Origin of the sequence: Acidovorax sp. LjRoot38 (assembly GCF_964252975.1) — a bacterium.
GTDB classification, from domain to species: domain Bacteria; phylum Pseudomonadota; class Gammaproteobacteria; order Burkholderiales; family Burkholderiaceae_C; genus Acidovorax; species Acidovorax facilis.
In genome coordinates this window covers 332,560-350,391 of the sequence record NZ_CAXUPT020000003.1, presented here as the reverse complement: position 1 = coordinate 350,391, position 17,832 = coordinate 332,560, and the positions used below count along the sequence as shown (strand labels likewise).

Below are 17,832 nucleotides of genomic sequence, written 5' to 3'. Positions count from 1 at the left end.
GCGTCTTTTCGTACTACCCGTACTGCCTGCGACGTGGCGCCTCGCCAGAACCGCTGCGCTGGGTTTTGTTATCCGCTTTGTATCGTTTTCAGGCGCCTGATTTTTAGTGTGTAAGGCGCTGTTGGCCCGTTAGACTTGATCGGTATCAAGCGGTAACGAATAGCGTGCCGCGCTGCCTGCCTCTGCTGCAGGCCCATCAGGAGCCAACATGCGCATCAACCTGCCGGTGACCCAGCAGAACTTCGACTTTTCCGGCGATGAACTGCTGGTGTCCAGCACCAACACCAAGGGCGAGATTACCCACTGCAATCCAGCGTTCGTTCGCGTGAGCGGCTACAGCTACGACGAACTCATTGGCCAGCCGCACAACCTCATCCGCCACCCCGACATGCCCGCCGAGGCCTACAGGGATCTGTGGCGGACCATCGGCCGGGGCGAGCCGTGGACAGGGATTGTCAAAAACCGCCGCAAAAACGGCGACCACTATTGGGTGCGCGCCAACGTCACCCCCATCATGGAAGGCGGCAAGCCGCGTGCCTACATGTCGGTGCGCACCAAGCCCAGCGCGACCGAGATCGCCGCTGCCGAAGCCCTGTATGCCCAGATGCGCCGTGAGGCAGAGTCGGGCGCCTTCAGCTTCTCGCTGGCCGGCGGGCAGGTGCGCCACCATAGCCTGCGAGGTGCATGGCAGCGGCTGGTGCAATTGCCTTTGCAGATCCGCATGGTGCTGATGATGGTCATGCTGGTGGTGCTGGCCCTTGTACCCGATCTGTTGGGCCTGCGGGGCACTTTGGCCGTTGTGCTGCGGGGTGGGCTGCTGGCGCTGGGTGCGGGTTTTGTGCTGTGGCGGTTTCAGACCTGCGTGCTGCGCGGTCTGCGCGACGCTACGCGGTTTGCGTCGGACATTTCGGCTTGCAACCTGACCACCTCGGTCCGGTCGGACTATCCCGAGCCGCTGGGTGCACTCATGCAGCGCCTGCTGCAGACCCAGGTCAACCTGCGCGCAGTGGTGGGCGATGTGCGCACCGAGGTGCGCAACTTCATTGAATCGGCCGACGAGATCTCGCGCGGCGGCCTGGACCTGTCGGCCCGCACCGAATCGCAGGCCAGCAGTCTGGAAGAGACTGCTGCGGCCATGGAGCAACTGGCCAGCACGGTGCAGGAGACCTCCGAGACTGCCGCCAAGGTCTCGCGCGAGAGCGCACAGAGCAGCGACATCGCCAAGCGCGGCGGCCAAGCGGTGCAAGAGGTGGGCGCCGCCATGCAGCAGATGAAGTTGTCGTCCACCAAGATCAGCGAAATCGTGGGCGTGATCGAGGGCATCGCCTTCCAGACCAATCTGCTGGCCCTGAACGCCGCCGTCGAGGCGGCCCGTGCCGGTGAGCAGGGGCGGGGTTTTGCGGTGGTGGCGGGTGAGGTGCGGGCGCTGGCCCAGCGCAGCGCCAGCTCCGCCAAGGAGATCAGCGGTCTGATCGGCGTGACGGTGAACCAGATCGCCAGCGGTGCCCAGCAGATGGGCCATGCAGGCACCACCATTGAGGGCGTGGTCGATGCAGTGGAGCGCGTGAGCACGCTGGTGCAGCAGATCAGCAGTGCCACCAAAGAGCAGTCGCAAGGCATCGCCCAGGTCAACGAGGCGGTGACGCAGCTGGACACCGTGACGCAGCAGAACGCGGCGCTGGTCGAGGAGTCTGCGGCGGCGGCGCAGGGGCTCAAGGAGAGTGCGGTGTCGCTGGGCCGCTCGGTGGATGTGTTCCGGCTGGGGTAACGGGTAACGGGTAACGGGTAACGGGTAACGGGTAACGGGTAACGGGTAACGGGTAACGGGTAACGGGTAACGGGTGCTGTGGCGAGCGACCGCCAGCCACACAGACCTTGACGAATGCTTACTCGTAACTTACAGTGATTTTCCCGTTTTCCGGGAGATCACCATGACCATCAACGAGCTGCAACGCATCAAGCAGTGGCATGTCGCGCACAAGGCAGACCACCCGCTCGAATACCACCTGTGGGACCTGGTGTTGACGGTCTGGATGCTGGGCTGGGTGGGCTGGTTTCCCATCATCGCTTTTGGCGAGCCGTGGACTGCGCCGCTGTGCCTGATGGGTATCTTCGGGCCCAGCCTCTATGTCACCTGGCGAACGCGTGCCCACCTGCGCCACACCCTGCGGTGCGACTGGATCGATGCGCGGAGCTGATCGACGCGACTGACGGCGGCTGGGCCTACTGCCGTGCCGTGCGCACGTTGCGCGGCAGACCTTGCGGGTGGCTGGTGCGCAGCGGGTTGATGTCCAGCCCGCCCCGGCGCGTGTAGCGCGCGTACACAGTCAGTTTGATGGGTTTGCAGCGCCTCCACACATCCATGAAGATGCGCTCCACGCACTGCTCGTGGAACTCGTTGTGGTTGCGAAAGCTCACCAGGTACTGCAGCAGCCCTTCCTGGTTGATCTGCGGGCCGCTGTAGCTGATCTGCACACTGCCCCAGTCGGGCTGGCCGGTCACCAGGCAGTTGCTTTTGAGCAGGTTGCTGGTCAGGGTTTCGGTCACGGGTGCCTCGTTGAACGTGGCCGTCAGCAATTCGGGGGTTGGCTGGTACTGCGTGCATTCCACATCCAGGCGGTCCAGGCTCAGGCCGTCCAGTTCATGCACGGGTTCCTGGTCGAACAGCTCCGGCGCGATGAACCTCACGCCCACGGTGGCCGAGTGTTCCGCGCCACGCCACGCGGCTTCGCTGATGTCGGCACGGATGCGCGCCTGCACTTCGGCCGCATCGGCAAAACGGGTGTTGTTGAAGCTGTTGAGGTACAGCTTGAACGACTTGCTCTCCACGATGTTGGGCGTTTCGCACGGCACGGTGATGTGCGCCAGCGCCACCTGCGGCTTGCCGCGCAGGTTCAGCCACGACAGCTCGAATGCCGTCCACAGGTCGGCCCCGAAGAACGGCGCGGCGCCGGTGATCCCGATTTCGGCGCGCTTGCCAGAGCGGGGGATGGGGAACAGCAGCGATGCGTCGTACTGGTCCACGTAGGCGGAGGACTTGCCGAGTTGGGATTGTTCCGGGGTGTTCATAAATGCTATTAAATTTATAGCCAATAGCGCTTTATGGATAAGCGCTAGAGCCTGTTTTTACTTGAATTCCCGTTCGCGCAGCCACTTGGTGGCGATCCACTTCTCGCCCGCGATCACCGGCGCACCGCCGTGCAGCGTGCGGGTGGACGGGTGCGGGCGCTCATAGCTGAAGAACACCGCATTGCCGCGCTGCGGCGCGACCTCCAGGTGCACGTCGGGGAAGGTGGTGCCGCCGCCTTTTTCGGGGGTGTTCAGGTACATCACCAGTGTGCCCACGCGTTGCCCGCCGCGCTGGACGATGGTGGGTGTGCCGGGCTCGGCGGGGTCGAAGTAGTCGTAGTGCGGCTTGTACTCGGCGCCTGGGCGGTAGTGCAGCACCTGCAGGCCTTCGCCGTTCTCGATGGGCCAGTTCAGCAGGCGCGCAATACGTTCTTCGATGCGCTGGATCAGCGGGCTCTGGCCGCGCTGGAAGAACATGCCGTCGCTGGTGCGGTCGTCATTGATTTCCTCGCCGCCCGTCTTGGTGGCCACGGTGAGCGAGCGCGCCATGCGCGGCGCAGCGTCCGCGATGAGGGCGTCGCATTCTTCGGGCGAGAGCAGGTTGCCAAACACCACGATGCGCGGCTGGGCCATGGACAGCAGCACATTCACGGTGCGGTCGCCACAGTCCACCTGGGCGGGCGATGCATCCAGCTGGGGCTCGGGTACAGGCACGGCGGCGGGCTGGCCTTGTTGTACGGCCAGTTCGTTCAGATGGTCCTGCAGCGTGACCTCCAAGGCGTCGGCGGCCACGTCTTCATCCCAGCCCGCATCGCGCATGGACTGCAGCACCACGGGCGCGGCGTAGCCGGCCTGGGCCTGTTCGATGATCCAGCGGCGCAGCTCGGGCGTGATGGCCTGCCGCACGGCGCTGGCGCGCTGGTGGGTGGTTGGGGTGCTGCTGTCGGGGTGCTGCTCAGAACGCGATGCCATGGCGGTCCTTCAACGTGAATGGGGTTAGCAGAGTCAGGCGGTGGGCAGGGCCTTGCGCCGGAAGACCAGGCGCTCGGGCTCGGATGATGCCGGGGCAAAGGCATAGCCGTCCAGATCAAACCCTTCGAGCTTGTGCGGCGTGGCCACCCGATGCGTGATCGCATAGCGCGCCATCAGGCCCCGCGCACGTTTGGCATGGAAGCTGATGATCTTGTAAGCGCCGCCTTTCCAGTCTTCGAACACACATTCGATGACACGGGCCTTGAGCGCCTTGCGGTCGACGGACTTGAAGTATTCCTGCGACGCCAGGTTGACCACCACGGGGGTCGTGTCGGCGCGCAGGCGGGTGTTGAGGTGCTCGGCAATCTGGTTGCCCCAGAACTGGTACAGGTTGCTGCCTGCGCTGGTGGCCAGGCGCGTGCCCATTTCCAGGCGGTAGGGCTGCATGCGGTCCAGCGGCCGCAGCACGCCATAGAGGCCGCTCAAGATGGCCACATGGCTTTGTGCCCAGTCCAGGTCCTGCGGGGCGAGCGTGCGGGCGTCCAGTCCCTCGTACACATCGCCGTTGAAGGCCAGCAGCGCCTGGCGCGAGTTGGCGGCCGTGAAACGGGGGCGCCAGGCCTGGTAGCGCGCCACGTTCAGCGCGGCGAGCTTGTCACTCAGGTCCATCAGCGAAGCGATTTGCTGCGGAGATTGCTCGCGCAGCACCTCAATGAGCGCGGTGGATTGCGCCACAAACTGGGGCGTGGTGTGTGGCAGGCCTTCGGGCAAGGGCGTGTCGTAGTCGAGCGATTTGGCGGGAGACAGCAGGAACAGCATGGAGGCAGAAGGTCCGTGGATCTCGGAAGGTGAAGCAGGTGGCCGGGTGGGCTGCTGCGATTCTGGGGAGGCGGTGGCTCGAAATGGTACCTGTTGAAGGACTGTCTTCGGGCGCTTGCGGGCATTGGCAGGCTCCCGCAAAAAAAGAAGGCGGCCTGGGCCGCCTTCTTTTTGCATAGCTGCGGCTCCCGGAGGGGCAGCAGCTGTTTTCAGCGCATCAGGCCGAGGGAGCCTGCTCAAACGGCAGCTTCATGGCAGACAGGTCGCGGCGGGTTTCCACCAGCACCAGCGGGCCTTCGTCCAGCACTACCGCAGGTGGGCGCTCGCGCGGCACGCGGATGGGCTTGGGCTCGGCGGCAATCGCAGCTTGCACGGCAGCGATCTTGTCCATGTCGGAGTTGACCCACTGCAGGCCCGATGCGGCAGCCACTTGCTGCAGCTCGTCGATGGGCAGTGCGAACGCCTGGACGCGGGGCAGACCGTTCGCAGCGGGTACCACCGGTGCGACGGGTGCCGCAGCGGGTGCAGATGCTGCAACAGGGGCTGGTGCCGCCACAGGTGCTGGCGCGGCCGCCACCGGGGCTGCTACCGGCGCGGCGACAGGTGCAGCAACGGGGGCCGGTACGTGGGCCGGGGCGGGCACGGGTGCTGCCACAGGCGCTGGAGCGGGTGCCGCTGCCGCTGGCTCCGCTGCAGGGGCCGTGAAGTAGCTGCGGCGTGGCGCTTCGTCCTGCGCGGGTGCTGGCTCGGCCTGTGTGGGGTCGAAATCCAGCATCGCCGGTGCGGCGGCTTCGGCATTGCCGCTGTTGTCACGCGGACCGCGTTCGCCACGCTCGCGGCGGTCACGGCCGTAGCGGTCGCGCGAACGGCGCTCGCGGCGCTGTTCTTCTGCAGCGGCACCATTGCCGTTGGGCTGAGCGTCGTTGCCGGACAGGTCCAGATCGGGCAAGGCAGCCAGTGGCGCCGTGTCGGCAAAGTCGCCAGGCACTGCGGCAGCGGCCGTTTCCTGGGCTTCCACCGCGCGGGGTGTGCGCTCGCCACGTTCGCCACGGTTGCCCCGATCACCACGTTCACGGCGTGGGCCGCGTTCGCCACGGGGCTGCTGGGTGGGTTGGCCTTCTGTGCTGTTGCCGGGGTTGCCAGCGTTGGGGCCTTCCACCTGTGCGGTCACGGCGGTGTTGTTATCACCGTTCAGGCCTGCGTTCTGGTTGCGCGGCTCGGTGTTGTCGCGGCGGCCACGGCCGCCTCCTTCACGCCCTTCGCGTCCATTGCGGCCACCGTCGCGGCCTTGGCCTTCGCGGGCCTCGCCTTCGGGGCGGCGCTCGGCGTCGCGGGGTGCGCGGCCTTCGGCCGAGCGTTCGCCACGGCGGCCCCGGCCTTCGCCGTTGCCTTCGCGGTTGCCGTCACGGGGTGCGCCTTCGCGCTGGCCGTCCCGGTTGCCATCGCGGCCACCACGGCGGCCACGGCCTTCACCGTTGCGGCCATCGCGGCGGGGTTCGCCACGGGCGGTGGTCTCCGGGGCTGCTGCCGGTGCGGGCGCAACCACGGGGGCAGGGGCTGCCGGTGTGGTGCCAACGCCGAATAGGCTCTTGATCCACCCAAAGAAGCCTTGCTCTTGGGGGGCGGCCGCAGCCGGGGCCGGGGTTGCCACGGGGGCGGGTGCTGGCGCGGTCGCAGCGGCGGGGCGCTGGCCAGCGCGTGGTGGGCGGGCGGCGCCTTCGGCACGGGGCTCGGCCACCGGGGCGGGTGCGTCGGGCAACACGCCCTTGATCACCGGCGTCTGCTTGTTGGTGGGCTCTTGCGAGCGGCGCGTCACGGCGGTGGGGTCTTCCACTTCTTCGGCAAGCTTGTAGCTGGCTTCAATGTGATCCAGGCGCGGGTCGTCGTGTTTGAGGCGCTCCAGGCGGTAGTTGGGGGTTTCCAGCGTCTTGTTGGGCACCATCAGCACGGCCACGCGCTGCTTGAGTTCGATCTTGGCGATCTCGGTGCGCTTCTCGTTCAGCAGGAACGAAGCCACTTCCACCGGCACCTGGCAGTGCACGGCGGCCGTGTTGTCCTTCATCGATTCTTCTTGAATGATGCGCAGGATCTGCAGGGCCGACGATTCGGTGTCGCGGATGTGGCCCGAGCCGCCGCAGCGAGGGCAGGGGATGGACGAGCCTTCGCTCAAGGCGGGCTTGAGGCGCTGGCGGCTCATTTCCATCAGGCCGAACTTGCTGATGGTGCCGAACTGCACGCGGGCGCGGTCCTGGCGCAGCGCGTCGCGCAGGCGGTTTTCCACTTCGCGGCGGTTCTTGCTCTCCTCCATGTCGATGAAGTCGATCACGATCAGGCCGCCCAGGTCGCGCAGGCGCATCTGGCGGGCCACTTCGTCGGCGGCTTCCAGGTTGGTGCGCGTGGCGGTTTCCTCGATGTCGCCGCCCTTGATGGCGCGGGCCGAGTTCACGTCCACGGACACCAGCGCTTCGGTGTGGTCGATCACGATGGCGCCACCCGAGGGCAGCTGCACGGTGCGGGCGTAGGCCGATTCGATCTGGTGCTCGATCTGGAAGCGGCTGAACAGGGCGGCGTCGTCGCGGTAGCGCTTCACGCGGGCGGCATGCTCGGGCATGACGTGCGCCATGAACTGCTGTGCCTGTTCGTAGATGTCGTCGGTATCGATGAGGATGTCACCGATGTCGTTGTTGAAGTAGTCGCGGATCGCGCGGATCACCAGGCTCGATTCCTGATAGATCAGGAAGGCGCCCTTGCCACCCTTTGCGGCGCCGTCGATGGCGTTCCACAGCTTGAGCAGGTAGTTCAGATCCCACTGCAGCTCGGGCGCGGTGCGGCCAATGCCGGCGGTGCGCGCGATGATGGACATGCCGTTCGGGTATTCGAGCTGGTCCATCGCCTCCTTGAGCTCGGCGCGGTCCTCGCCCTCGATGCGGCGCGAAACGCCACCGCCACGGGGGTTGTTGGGCATCAGCACCACATAGCGGCCGGCCAGCGAGACGAAGGTGGTCAGGGCCGCGCCCTTGTTGCCGCGCTCTTCCTTTTCAACCTGAACCAGCAGTTCCTGGCCTTCCTTGATCACCTCATTGATGCGCGCCTGGCTGGGCGAGACACCGGGGGTGAAGTAGCTGCGCGAGATTTCCTTGAACGGCAGGAAGCCATGGCGGTCTTCGCCGTAGTCCACAAAACAGGCTTCCAGCGAGGGCTCGACGCGCGTGACGACGGCCTTGTAGATGTTGCCCTTGCGCTGCTCGCGCCCTTCGATTTCGATTTCGTAGTCGAGGAGTTTTTGTCCGTCGACGATGGCCAGGCGCCGTTCTTCGGGCTGCGTGGCGTTGATGAGCATCCGCTTCATGATGCGATTCCTTCAGTGTTTCGCGGACAGCAGCGGAGCAGCCAACCGTGACCCACGGAGAGGGCTGCGCGGGCTGCCGCCCACAGTTTCCAAACCAATACAACAAGCTCTACAGGAGCTGTGAATGCCTGGACTGACGCATCGAAACGAAGGGAATTGCCGGGGATGCCAATGATCTGCCGCGCTCTAGCGCAGCATCGGGAGGCAGGGGCGCGTGGATGGGGGCGAGTGGTAGGAACGCAGTTTTGCTAGCAAAAGAGTAGCTGATTGCGCTTGCTGGCTGTGCGCTGAGGGCGATTTTGAGCATGCAGCCAAAGGCCGCAGCCTCCGCCACAGGGTCACCATCCATGCCATCAACAACCACATGCTCGCTTTGATCCGCTGGCAGGCTGCGCCCGGGTAGGGAACATCTGCCAGCTTGGGGGATTCCGTATCAGTGTTTCAATCTGTCAGCCCGCCGCACGGCGTGCTGGCCACCACAGGCATCTGGCCTGCAATCTGCGCGCACGACGCCCGCTGGCATCGACCTGCCTGCACGAGGGGCAAGGGCTGTGTGGACTAAACTCCAGACAAATCAACCACTTACATAACAACGCGCAGGTGAAACACATTATAGGGGCCAAACCGCCCGCCGCCCCTGGGGGGCTTCCCGCAGCCCGCCTGGTGGAAGTGGATGCTGACTCCGCAGGCCAGCGGCTCGATAACTTTTTGATACGCCACTTGAAAGGTGTGCCTAAAACGCATGTCTACCGCATCATCCGCAGCGGCGAGGTGCGCATCAACAAAGGCCGCGTGAGTGCCGACACCCGCGTGGAAGCAGGGGACGTGGTGCGCCTGCCTCCTGTTCGAATTTCAGACAAGGTGGCCGAAAAGGCCGAGCGACCGGCGCCCGCGCGCGAATTCCCCATCCTGCTCGAAGACGAGCACCTGATCGCCATCGACAAACCTGCCGGTGTAGCGGTGCATGGCGGGAGCGGGGTGAGCTTTGGCGTGATTGAGCAGCTGCGCCAGGCGCGGCCGGCCTCCAAGTTCCTGGAACTGGTGCACCGGCTGGACCGCGACACCTCGGGCATCCTGCTGGTGGCCAAGAAGCGGTCAGCGCTTACCCACCTGCAGGACCAGTTCCGCGAGCGAGAAACGGGAAAGACCTATCTGGCACTGGTCACGGGCACCTGGCCTGCCAACAAAAAAGTCATCGACCTGCCCCTGCACAAATACCTGCAGGCCGACGGCGAGCGCCGCGTGCGTGTGACCACGGCCGATGACCCGGATGGCATGCGCTCCATCACACTGGTCAAGGTGCGCAGCACCGTGCCCGCGCGCGCTGCGCAGGGCCTGCCCGCCATGTCGTTGCTGGAGGTGACCATCAAGACCGGTCGCACCCACCAGATTCGTGTGCACCTGGCCAGCCAGGGCCACGCCATCGTCGGGGACGACAAATACGGCGACTTTGACCTCAACAAGCGCCTGCAGAAGCTCTCGATGAAGCGCATGTTCCTGCACGCATGGCGGTTACAGTTCAATCACCCCGCTTCGGGCGAGCGTGTGCAGCTGATTGCCGAGCTGCCCCCCGAGCTGGCTGAATTTGTCTCCCCCGCCTGACGATCCTGCGCGAAGAACCCCCTCCATGTCTGCCAAAAACTTCCGTCCGCGCCGCTTCGACCTCATCGCCTTTGACTGGGATGGCACCCTGTTCGACTCCACCGCCATCATCGTGCGCTGCATCCAGGCGGCGGTGCGTGACGTGGGTGGCACCGTGCCCACCGACAAAGAGGCGGCCTATGTGATTGGCATGGGCTTGATGCAGGCCCTGGCCCATGCGGCGCCGGATGTGCCACCCGAAAAGTACACCGAGCTGGGCAACCGCTACCGCTTCCGCTACATCCAGCACCAGGACGACCTGAGCCTGTTCGACGGCGTACTGCCCCTGCTGAACGACCTGCGTGAACGCGGCCACCTGCTGGCCGTGGCCACGGGCAAAAGCCGGCGCGGGCTGGACGATGCGCTGCACTCGGTGGACTTGCGCGGCGTGTTCGACGGCTCGCGCACCGCCGACCAGACCGCTGGCAAGCCGCACCCGCTGATGCTGCAGGAGCTGATGGCCGAATTTGACGTGGCGCCGGAGCGTCTGCTGATGATTGGCGACACCACCCACGACCTGCAGATGGCGGTCAACGCGCGCTGTGCGAGCGTGGGGGTGAGCTATGGCGCCCATGAGCCCGACGCCTTTCACGCGCTCCAGCCGCTGGCGGTCGTGCATTCGGTGCGCGAGCTGCACGATTGGCTGCTGCACAACGCGTGACGCCGGATATTGGAGCGGGACGAGCCCATGACCACACCACCCGATCAGCCCATTGCGCTGTGCAACAGTGCCGACCTCGTCGATGGGGGCTTGGCGGTTCCGTTTGATGTGCAGTACGCAGGTCAGACCTGCCGGGCCTTTGCGATCCGCTACCAGGGCCTGCCGCATGCCTACCTGAACCGCTGCACCCATGTGGCCATGGAGATGGACTACCAGCCGGACCGCTTTTTTGACGACACGGGCCACTGGCTGCTGTGTGCCACCCACGGGGCCGCCTACCTGCCGAGCACCGGCCAGTGCGCGGGCGGCCCGTGCCGCGGCGGGCTGGTGAAAATTGCTTTGTCCGAAAGCGATGGTGTGGTGCACTGGCATACTGCCTACAACCTGCAACCCGTAGAGTTCTAGAAAATCCAGATGAATTACCCTTGTGTGCTGTCGCCTGGTGCCAGCCAGCGCGATGCGCGGGCAGCAGTGTTGCAGTGCCCAGGACGTACGACATGACAGACCCCCAGCAGCCCGGCTCTTCGGGTTTTGACCCAAAAAGTAATCCCGCGCCCGACCTGTGGGCGCAAGCAGCTACAAATTCAGGAGCATCTGTGAGCGACTCATCGCGTGAACCCGGCTGGGAGCGCGCCACGCTGGAAAAGCTGGCCTTCTCCGCCCTCCAAGAACAGCGCAGCGCCCGCCGCTGGAAGATCTTCTTCCGCCTGGCATGGCTGTTGCTGATTGCCGTAGTTGCCTTTGCGGCCCTGCGCCAGGCATCGCCCAGTGCCAGCAAGAGCACGCCCCATACGGCGGTGGTGGACATCAAAGGTGAGATCGCCAGCGGCGCCGAGGCCAGTGCCGAGTTCGTGGTGGCCGCCATGCGCAGCGCACTGGAGGACGAAGGCTCGCAGGCCCTGGTGCTGCTCATCAACTCCCCCGGCGGCAGCCCGGTGCAGGCCGGCATCATCAATGACGAAATTGTTCGTTTGAAGGCCAAGCACAACAAGCCGATCTACGCCGTGGTGGAAGAAACCTGCGCCTCGGCGGCTTATTACATTGCCGCAGCAGCCGACGACATCTACGTGGATAAAGCCAGCATCGTGGGCAGTATCGGCGTGCTGATGGATGGCTTTGGCTTCACCGGCACCATGGAAAAGCTGGGCGTGGAGCGCCGCCTGCTGACCGCTGGCGAGAACAAGGGTTTCCTCGACCCCTTCAGCCCGCAGACCGAAAAGCAGCGCGCCTACGCGCAGACCATGCTCGACCAGATCCACCAGCAGTTCATTGCCGTGGTGAAAGCCGGGCGTGGTGACCGCCTCAAGACCACGCCCGACACCTTCAGTGGCCTGTTCTGGACCGGCCAGCAGGCCGTGGAAATGGGCCTGGCCGACAAGCTGGGCAACCTGGACTACGTGGCCCGCGAGGTGGTGAAGGCCGAAGACATCATTGACTACACCCGCCGCGACAACGTGGCGGAACGGCTTGTCAAGCGCTTTGGCGCGGCGATTGGTGTGGGCGCCGTGAAGTCATTGGCCGTGGCTGGACCTCAGCTGCGCTGACATTGTCCGACGCGGCCTTTGGGCCATGCACAAAAAAAGCCCCGGGTGGAGACTCCACACGGGGCTTTTTTGCATCTGGGCCTGCGTGGCGGTACGTGGTGTGACGCATCCTGCAGTGCCGGGCCTCCGAGGGCTGGCAGGAGGGGGGGTTTAGCTGTCCAGCCCGCCCGCCTTGCGCTGGCGCGAGCCGTCTTCCAGGATGGTGTCGTCGGCCACCAGCTTGCCCGTCTCGTCCCACTGCTTGCGGGCCGTAAGGCGCGTGCGTCCCCGGGCATCGGGGGCTGAATACTGTTCTTCAATCGCCAGCCGGCCGTTGTCGTGAAAGGCCTGCTGCGTGCCCACGGGCCATTGCTCGGCATTGAGCTGCTCGCGCCGCGCCAGCTTGCCATCGTCACGGTACATCTCGCGCTGCACGCGCGCCTGCTCACCGGCGCCGGTCCAGGTACTGCGCTCTCGCACCGATCCGTTGAGGTACCAGCGCTCGACCTGCACCTCCCGCCCATCGGCAAAACTGCGCTGCTCGATCAGCTGGCCGGATGCGCCGTAGCGCTTGGCGCTGAACAGCGATCCCCGCGTATCGCGCAGTGTGCGCTCGTCCGGCGCGAACACCCGTTCCTCGCGCAGCACACTTTGGCCGCCCTCAGTGGTGAAGCTGCGGTGCACACGCCGACCGTCCACCACGAGTTGCTGGGCGGCGACGATGCCGTCGCGGGTCCATTCGGTCGCGTTCAGCAGGCGGCCCTGGTCGTAGTGCAGCTGCGCGGTTTTGGCGCCGTTGTCTGCATGGAGCAGGGTGTCAGTGGCACCGTCGAAGCCGCAGAGTTTGCGGTCTTCGGGCAGCACGCTGGTGCGCGGGCAGAACAGGCGTGTGGGCTGGCCCTTGCTGTTGGTTTCCACATAGAACAGCTCCTGCCCGCCGCCGTGGAACGACACGCGCTCCACGCGGCCGGTGGCGTCAAAGCGCCTCACGGCCCCCTGGGTGCGGCCGTTGTCGGCGGCTTCTTCGCGCCGCACCTGGCCGTTGGGCCAGAACTCGGCCACCCGGCCGTGGCTGTTGCCGCGTTCGTTGACCGTGCGTTCGCGCTGCAGGCGGCCTTCGCGGTCGAACATGCGCTCCAGGCCCACGAACTTTCCGTCGCGCAGTTCCTGCTCGCGCTGGAGGTGGCCGGTGTCTTCTTCGCGGCAGCGCACCAGCCCGGACTGGCCGGCGGTTTCGGCACCGTTGGAAATATTGATGGGTTTGCCATTCAATTCACAACGAATAATGGCCTCAGCGCTTGAACTATAAGCGCTAACAGCTATAAAAAATATAGTGAATAGACGGTTCATGCTTAGCGGCCCATCGCAAACACGACAGGGGTGCGGTTGTCTGGGGGCGCGGGTTGCTGGCGCCATTGCCGCACGAGCTGGCTGCGGATGCGTGCGTCGGGCAGCGTCAGCCCGCTGGCCAGCGCCAGGCGGGTGTGGGGCTGCAGCGTTTGCACCAGGGCCTGCCAGAGGGCGGCGTTGCGGTAAGGAGTTTCGATAAAAAGCTGGGTCTGTCCTGTCTTGAGGGCCAGGCTTTCCAGCTCCTTGATACGCTGGATGCGCTCCTGGCTGTCCTGGGGCAGGTAGCCGACAAACGCAAAGTTTTGCCCGTTCAATCCGCTGGCCGCCAGCGCCAGCAGCAGCGACACAGGGCCCACCAGGGGCACAACGGGGATATCAAGGTCGTGTGCCGCGCGCACCACGGACGAACCGGGGTCGGCCACTGCTGGCATGCCCGCCTCGCTGATCAGCCCCATGTCGTGCCCATTCAGTGCCGCTGCGAGCAGCGGGCGTGCGTCGAACGGGGCTGATCCCTTGTCGCCATGGTCGCCTTTTTTGTGGACTTCGCGGGGAAGCTCGGTGATCTGCTGCTGCTGCAGGGGGGCTGCCAGGGGGTGCAGTGCGTCGATGCGTTTGAGGTAGGCGCGTGTACTCTTGGCGTTCTCGCACACCCATTGGGTCAGCCGTGCAGCCGTCTGAAGGGTGGCCGAGGGCAAGGCATTCTGCAGCGGGACCTGGGTGTCGCAGCCAAAGTCGAGGGGGGCGGGCACGAGATAAAGCGTGCCCTTGCGAGCGCCAGAGCGCGGTTCGGTGGGGGGATTTGTCATGGCAGCACCAAGCCTGCCGCGCGCAGCATGCGGCAGGTGCGGATCAAAGGCAGTCCGATGAGGGCTGTGGGATCGTCGCTGTGGATGGCATCCAGCAGCGCAATGCCCAGGCCTTCGCTCTTGGCGCTGCCGGCGCAATCGTAGGGTTGCTCGGCGCGCAGGTAGCGCTCGATTTCCGCGTCAGACAGGTCACGGAATTTCACCTCCACCGGGGCCAGGTCGATCTGCTCGAAACCCGTCGCGGCACACACCACGGCCACGGCGGTCTGGAACACCACGGTTTGGCCGCGCATCTGGCGCAGTTGCGCCACCGCGCGCTCGTGGTGGCCGGGCTTGCCCAGGGGCTCGCCAGCGAGGTCGGCAACCTGGTCGGAGCCTATTACCACCGCATCGGGGTGGAGTTGCGCCACGGCGCGTGCCTTGGCCAGCGCCAGGCGCAAGGCCAATGAGCGAGGGGCTTCGCCGGGCAGGGGGGTCTCATCCACCTCCGGGGCCGTGACGTCAAAAGGCAGGTTCAACCGCTCTAGCAATTCACGCCGATACCGCGATGTGGAGCCCAATACCAGAGGGCGTTTCAGGGGGGGGGATTGATGCATGCGCCGATTCTCTTACACTGCCGCCATGACCAAGGAATTCTCCCCCCAGCGCCTCGACGTGAAAGCCTTTGCACAGGCGGGCGGTCGGCTGGCGGGCCACGATTCACTGCTGAAGTACGAACGCCTGGCCCAGGAGGCCAAGGGCCTGCACCCGGACCTGATGGTGGACTGGGAGGCTGTGGGCGAAGTGCGCACGGCGCTGGGCGGCATGGGCCAAGTCTGGCTGCATATCAAGGTTACTGCGAGCTTCCCCATGGAATGCCAGCGTTGCATGACGCCGGTGGATGTGCCGCTGGAGGTGGACCGTGAGTTTCGCTTCGTGGCCGACGAGGCCACCGCAGAGGCTCTGGACGACGAAAGCGAAGAAGACCTGCTGGCCATGAGCCGCGAGTTTGACCTTCACGAGCTGATTGAGGATGAGTTGCTGATGGCCTTGCCCGTGGTGCCCAAACACGACGAGTGCCCTACCGCAGTACCACTGGCTTCTTCGGACGACGATTTTGAGGAAGCCAACGACGAAAAGCCCAATCCTTTTGCGGCGTTGGCCGCACTGCGCAAAGACAACAAGGGCTGATTGGACGACCCAAAAATCATTTGGGTTATAATCGTGGGCTTCACGCGAACCCCATCGTGTCTTTTTGGGCTGATCGCGTTTTTACCAACCTATTCCAGATCAGGAGCCATCATGGCCGTTCAGCAAAACAAAAAGTCCCCCTCCAAGCGCGGCATGCACCGCTCGCACAATGCCCTGAATGTGCCAGGCATTGCTGTGGAACCCACCACCGGTGAAACGCACCTGCGTCACCACATCAGCCCCAACGGTTTCTACCGTGGCCGTCAGGTGCTGAAGAACAAGTCTGAAGCCTGATCTTCGCCCCATCCAAAGGCCCGTTGCTACTGAAACCGTAGCGCGGGCCTTTGTTTTGACCGTCGTATTTATTTTTCCGGCCCTCCTGGCCGGCCGGACAAGTCGCCCATGATCACACTGGCTGTTGACTGCATGGGGGGCGACCATGGCCCCCGCGTCACGCTCGCGGCGTGCCGCCAGTTTCTCGATACCCACCCTGATGCCCGCCTGCTGCTCGTCGGCCTGGTGGATAGTTTGCAATCTTTTTCGCACGACCGTGCCACGATCATTCCTGCTACCGAAGTGGTGGCCATGGATGATCCTGTCGAGGTGGCTCTGCGCAAGAAGAAAGATTCTTCCATGCGCGTGGCGATTCAGCAGGTCAAGGATGGCGCGGCCTCTGCGGCCGTTTCGGCAGGCAATACCGGCGCGCTGATGGCTATTGCCCGGTATCTCCTCAAGACGCTGGACGGCATCGACCGCCCCGCCATTGCGACGCAATTGCCCAACGCCGCAGGTGGTGCCACCACGGTGCTGGACCTTGGGGCGAATGTGGATTGTTCCGCCGAACATTTGCTGCAGTTTGCCGTGATGGGCTCTGCCTTGGTATCGGTCCTTCGGGATGGCGGGGAGCCCACCGTCGGTTTGCTCAATATCGGTGAAGAGGCGATCAAAGGTAGTGAAGTAATCAAAAAAGCCGGTGAATTGCTGCGATCTGCAGCCAATTCCGGTGATTTGAATTTTTATGGAAATGTTGAAGGCAATGACATTTTCAAGGGCACTGTTGACATCGTGGTATGTGACGGATTTGTGGGCAATGTGGCCCTCAAGGCCAGTGAAGGGGTGGCATCAATGATCATTGGCGCCCTGAAAACGGAGTTCTCCCGCAACATCTTCACTAAAATCGCTGCGATCACCGCGTATCCGATCTTAAAAGCGCTCATGAAGCGCATGGACTACCGCCGTTACAACGGCGCGGCGCTCCTGGGGCTGCGCGGGCTGGTGTTCAAGAGCCATGGGTCGGCTGACACAATGGCGTTCGAGCAGGCTTTGAACCGGGCGTATGATGCAGCCCGCAACAACCTGCTCGACCGCGTCCGGACCCGGATTGCGCACGCAGCGCCGCTTCTGGTGCCTGCGGATGCCCAGCCCCAGCCTGGCGTTGCGGCGACGATGACACATTGATGAGACGCTACTCCCGCATTACCGGCACCGGCAGCTACCTGCCCCCGCGCCGGCTGACCAACGCTGATCTGGTGGCTGAACTGGCCCAGCGCGGCATCGAAACCTCAGATGAGTGGATCGTGGAGCGCACCGGCATCCGCGCGCGCCACTTTGCAGCGCCTGATGTTGCCTGCAGCGATCTGGGTCTGGAGGCTGCGCGCAATGCCTTGCAGGCGGCGGGCCTTCTGCCGACCGACATTGATCTGATCATCGTGGCCACGTCCACCCCGGATATGGTGTTTCCCTCGGCTGCCTGCATATTGCAGAACAAGCTGGGAGCCAATGGTTGCCCTGCGTTTGATGTGCAGGCGGTGTGCAGCGGTTTTGTCTATGCCCTGTCCGTGGCGGATGCCATGATCCAGACGGGTGCTGCCAACCGCGCGCTGGTCATTGGGGCAGAAGTTTTCAGCCGTATTCTGGATTTCAATGACCGCACGACCTGCGTGTTGTTTGGTGATGGTGCGGGTGCCGTGGTGCTGGAGGCGTCGGAAACGCCGGGCATCCTGTCCAGCGACCTGCATGCCGACGGCAAGCATGTCGGCATCCTGTGTGTGCCCGGCAACGTGTCGGGTGGCAAGGTCCTGGGGGACCCCGTCCTCAAGATGGACGGGCAGGCTGTCTTCAAGCTGGCGGTGGGCGTGCTGGAGAAGGCCGCGCATGCGGTGCTGGCCAAGGCGGGGCTGACCGAGGCCGATATTGACTGGCTGATTCCACACCAGGCCAATATCCGCATCATGCAGGGCACGGCCCGCAAGCTCAAGCTGTCCATGGACAAGGTGGTGGTCACGGTGGACCAGCATGGCAACACCTCGGCAGCCTCCATTCCCCTGGCGCTCGACCATGCGGTGCGTACGGGCCAAGTCAAAAAGGGTGAGACCCTGCTGCTCGAAGGTGTGGGCGGCGGCTTTACCTGGGGCGCGGTGCTCCTGAAGTTATAGCTTTTGGCGCTTGCTGGATAAGCGCTAGGCATCAATT

The 17,832-nt window shown here is 64.6% G+C and carries 17 protein-coding genes; 10 read left to right on the top strand and 7 right to left on the bottom strand.

The window, feature by feature from the left end:
* Window positions 1-208: 208 nt before the first annotated feature.
* Both ACSQ22_RS06765 and ACSQ22_RS06760 read left to right on the top strand, forming a co-directional pair.
* Entirely contained in the window at window positions 209-1,768 is a 1,560-nt protein-coding gene (locus ACSQ22_RS06765; RefSeq protein WP_436129814.1) for a methyl-accepting chemotaxis protein, read from the top strand.
* Window positions 1,769-1,931: 163 nt separating this feature from the next.
* Window positions 1,932-2,198, top strand: a complete 267-nt coding sequence (locus ACSQ22_RS06760; protein ID WP_121420785.1) for a hypothetical protein — start codon at window positions 1,932-1,934, stop codon at window positions 2,196-2,198.
* Window positions 2,199-2,223: 25 nt separating this feature from the next.
* Here ACSQ22_RS06760 and queF read toward each other — a convergent pair whose 3' ends face one another.
* From queF to ACSQ22_RS06740, 4 genes are all read right to left on the bottom strand, one after another.
* Window positions 2,224-3,069, bottom strand: a complete 846-nt coding sequence (gene queF, locus ACSQ22_RS06755; RefSeq protein WP_436129813.1) for an NADPH-dependent 7-cyano-7-deazaguanine reductase QueF — start codon at window positions 3,067-3,069, stop codon at window positions 2,224-2,226.
* A gap of 57 nt (window positions 3,070-3,126) precedes the next feature.
* A complete protein-coding gene (locus tag ACSQ22_RS06750; protein WP_436129812.1) occupies window positions 3,127-4,041 on the bottom strand; it encodes a 2OG-Fe(II) oxygenase in 915 nt (304 codons plus the stop codon).
* A 33-nt stretch (window positions 4,042-4,074) separates the two neighbouring features.
* The gene (gene yaaA / locus ACSQ22_RS06745) at window positions 4,075-4,860 is read right to left on the bottom strand and encodes a peroxide stress protein YaaA (RefSeq protein WP_436129811.1); all 786 of its coding nucleotides are present in this window, start codon (window positions 4,858-4,860) and stop codon (window positions 4,075-4,077) included.
* 217 nt (window positions 4,861-5,077) lie between these two features.
* Window positions 5,078-8,209 (bottom strand): Rne/Rng family ribonuclease, encoded by a 3,132-nt coding sequence (locus ACSQ22_RS06740; RefSeq protein ID WP_436129810.1) that lies wholly within the window; start codon window positions 8,207-8,209, stop codon window positions 5,078-5,080.
* A 600-nt stretch (window positions 8,210-8,809) separates the two neighbouring features.
* On the opposite strand from ACSQ22_RS06740, the gene ACSQ22_RS06735 reads away from it, so the two are divergent.
* The 4 genes from ACSQ22_RS06735 to ACSQ22_RS06720 all read left to right on the top strand — a co-directional run bounded on the left by ACSQ22_RS06735 (window position 8,810) and on the right by ACSQ22_RS06720 (window position 12,055).
* Window positions 8,810-9,811: an RluA family pseudouridine synthase gene (locus ACSQ22_RS06735; protein WP_436129809.1), complete on the top strand. Its 1,002-nt coding sequence runs from the start codon at window positions 8,810-8,812 to the stop codon at window positions 9,809-9,811.
* Between the two features lie 25 nt (window positions 9,812-9,836).
* Window positions 9,837-10,511, top strand: coding sequence for an HAD family hydrolase (locus ACSQ22_RS06730; RefSeq protein ID WP_436129808.1), 675 nt, complete (start codon window positions 9,837-9,839; stop codon window positions 10,509-10,511).
* A gap of 27 nt (window positions 10,512-10,538) precedes the next feature.
* Entirely contained in the window at window positions 10,539-10,916 is a 378-nt protein-coding gene (locus ACSQ22_RS06725; RefSeq protein WP_055395307.1) for a Rieske (2Fe-2S) protein, read from the top strand.
* 92 nt (window positions 10,917-11,008) lie between these two features.
* Window positions 11,009-12,055, top strand: coding sequence for a S49 family peptidase (locus ACSQ22_RS06720; RefSeq protein ID WP_436129807.1), 1,047 nt, complete (start codon window positions 11,009-11,011; stop codon window positions 12,053-12,055).
* A gap of 150 nt (window positions 12,056-12,205) precedes the next feature.
* Here ACSQ22_RS06720 and ACSQ22_RS06715 read toward each other — a convergent pair whose 3' ends face one another.
* The 3 genes from ACSQ22_RS06715 to ACSQ22_RS06705 form a co-directional block, all read right to left on the bottom strand.
* Window positions 12,206-13,306 (bottom strand): toxin-antitoxin system YwqK family antitoxin, encoded by a 1,101-nt coding sequence (locus ACSQ22_RS06715; protein ID WP_436129806.1) that lies wholly within the window; start codon window positions 13,304-13,306, stop codon window positions 12,206-12,208.
* Window positions 13,307-13,386: 80 nt separating this feature from the next.
* Entirely contained in the window at window positions 13,387-14,190 is an 804-nt protein-coding gene (locus ACSQ22_RS06710; RefSeq protein WP_436129805.1) for an SAM-dependent methyltransferase, read from the bottom strand.
* Window positions 14,187-14,786, bottom strand: coding sequence for a Maf family nucleotide pyrophosphatase (locus tag ACSQ22_RS06705; protein ID WP_436129804.1), 600 nt, complete (start codon window positions 14,784-14,786; stop codon window positions 14,187-14,189). The genes ACSQ22_RS06710 and ACSQ22_RS06705 overlap by 4 nt, the downstream gene beginning before the upstream one ends.
* 25 nt (window positions 14,787-14,811) lie before the next feature.
* On the opposite strand from ACSQ22_RS06705, the gene ACSQ22_RS06700 reads away from it, so the two are divergent.
* The 4 genes from ACSQ22_RS06700 to ACSQ22_RS06685 all read left to right on the top strand — a co-directional run bounded on the left by ACSQ22_RS06700 (window position 14,812) and on the right by ACSQ22_RS06685 (window position 17,795).
* Entirely contained in the window at window positions 14,812-15,360 is a 549-nt protein-coding gene (locus tag ACSQ22_RS06700; protein ID WP_121420774.1) for a YceD family protein, read from the top strand.
* A gap of 111 nt (window positions 15,361-15,471) precedes the next feature.
* Window positions 15,472-15,654 carry a 50S ribosomal protein L32 gene (gene rpmF / locus ACSQ22_RS06695; protein WP_005794249.1) on the top strand — a complete coding sequence of 61 codons (183 nt, stop codon included), beginning with the start codon at window positions 15,472-15,474 and terminating at the stop codon, window positions 15,652-15,654.
* Between the two features lie 108 nt (window positions 15,655-15,762).
* Window positions 15,763-16,818, top strand: a complete 1,056-nt coding sequence (plsX, locus tag ACSQ22_RS06690; protein WP_055399475.1) for a phosphate acyltransferase PlsX — start codon at window positions 15,763-15,765, stop codon at window positions 16,816-16,818.
* A complete protein-coding gene (locus tag ACSQ22_RS06685) occupies window positions 16,818-17,795 on the top strand; it encodes a beta-ketoacyl-ACP synthase III (protein WP_121420773.1) in 978 nt (325 codons plus the stop codon). Before plsX ends, ACSQ22_RS06685 begins: the two co-directional genes overlap by 1 nt.
* Window positions 17,796-17,832: the final 37 nt, after the last annotated feature.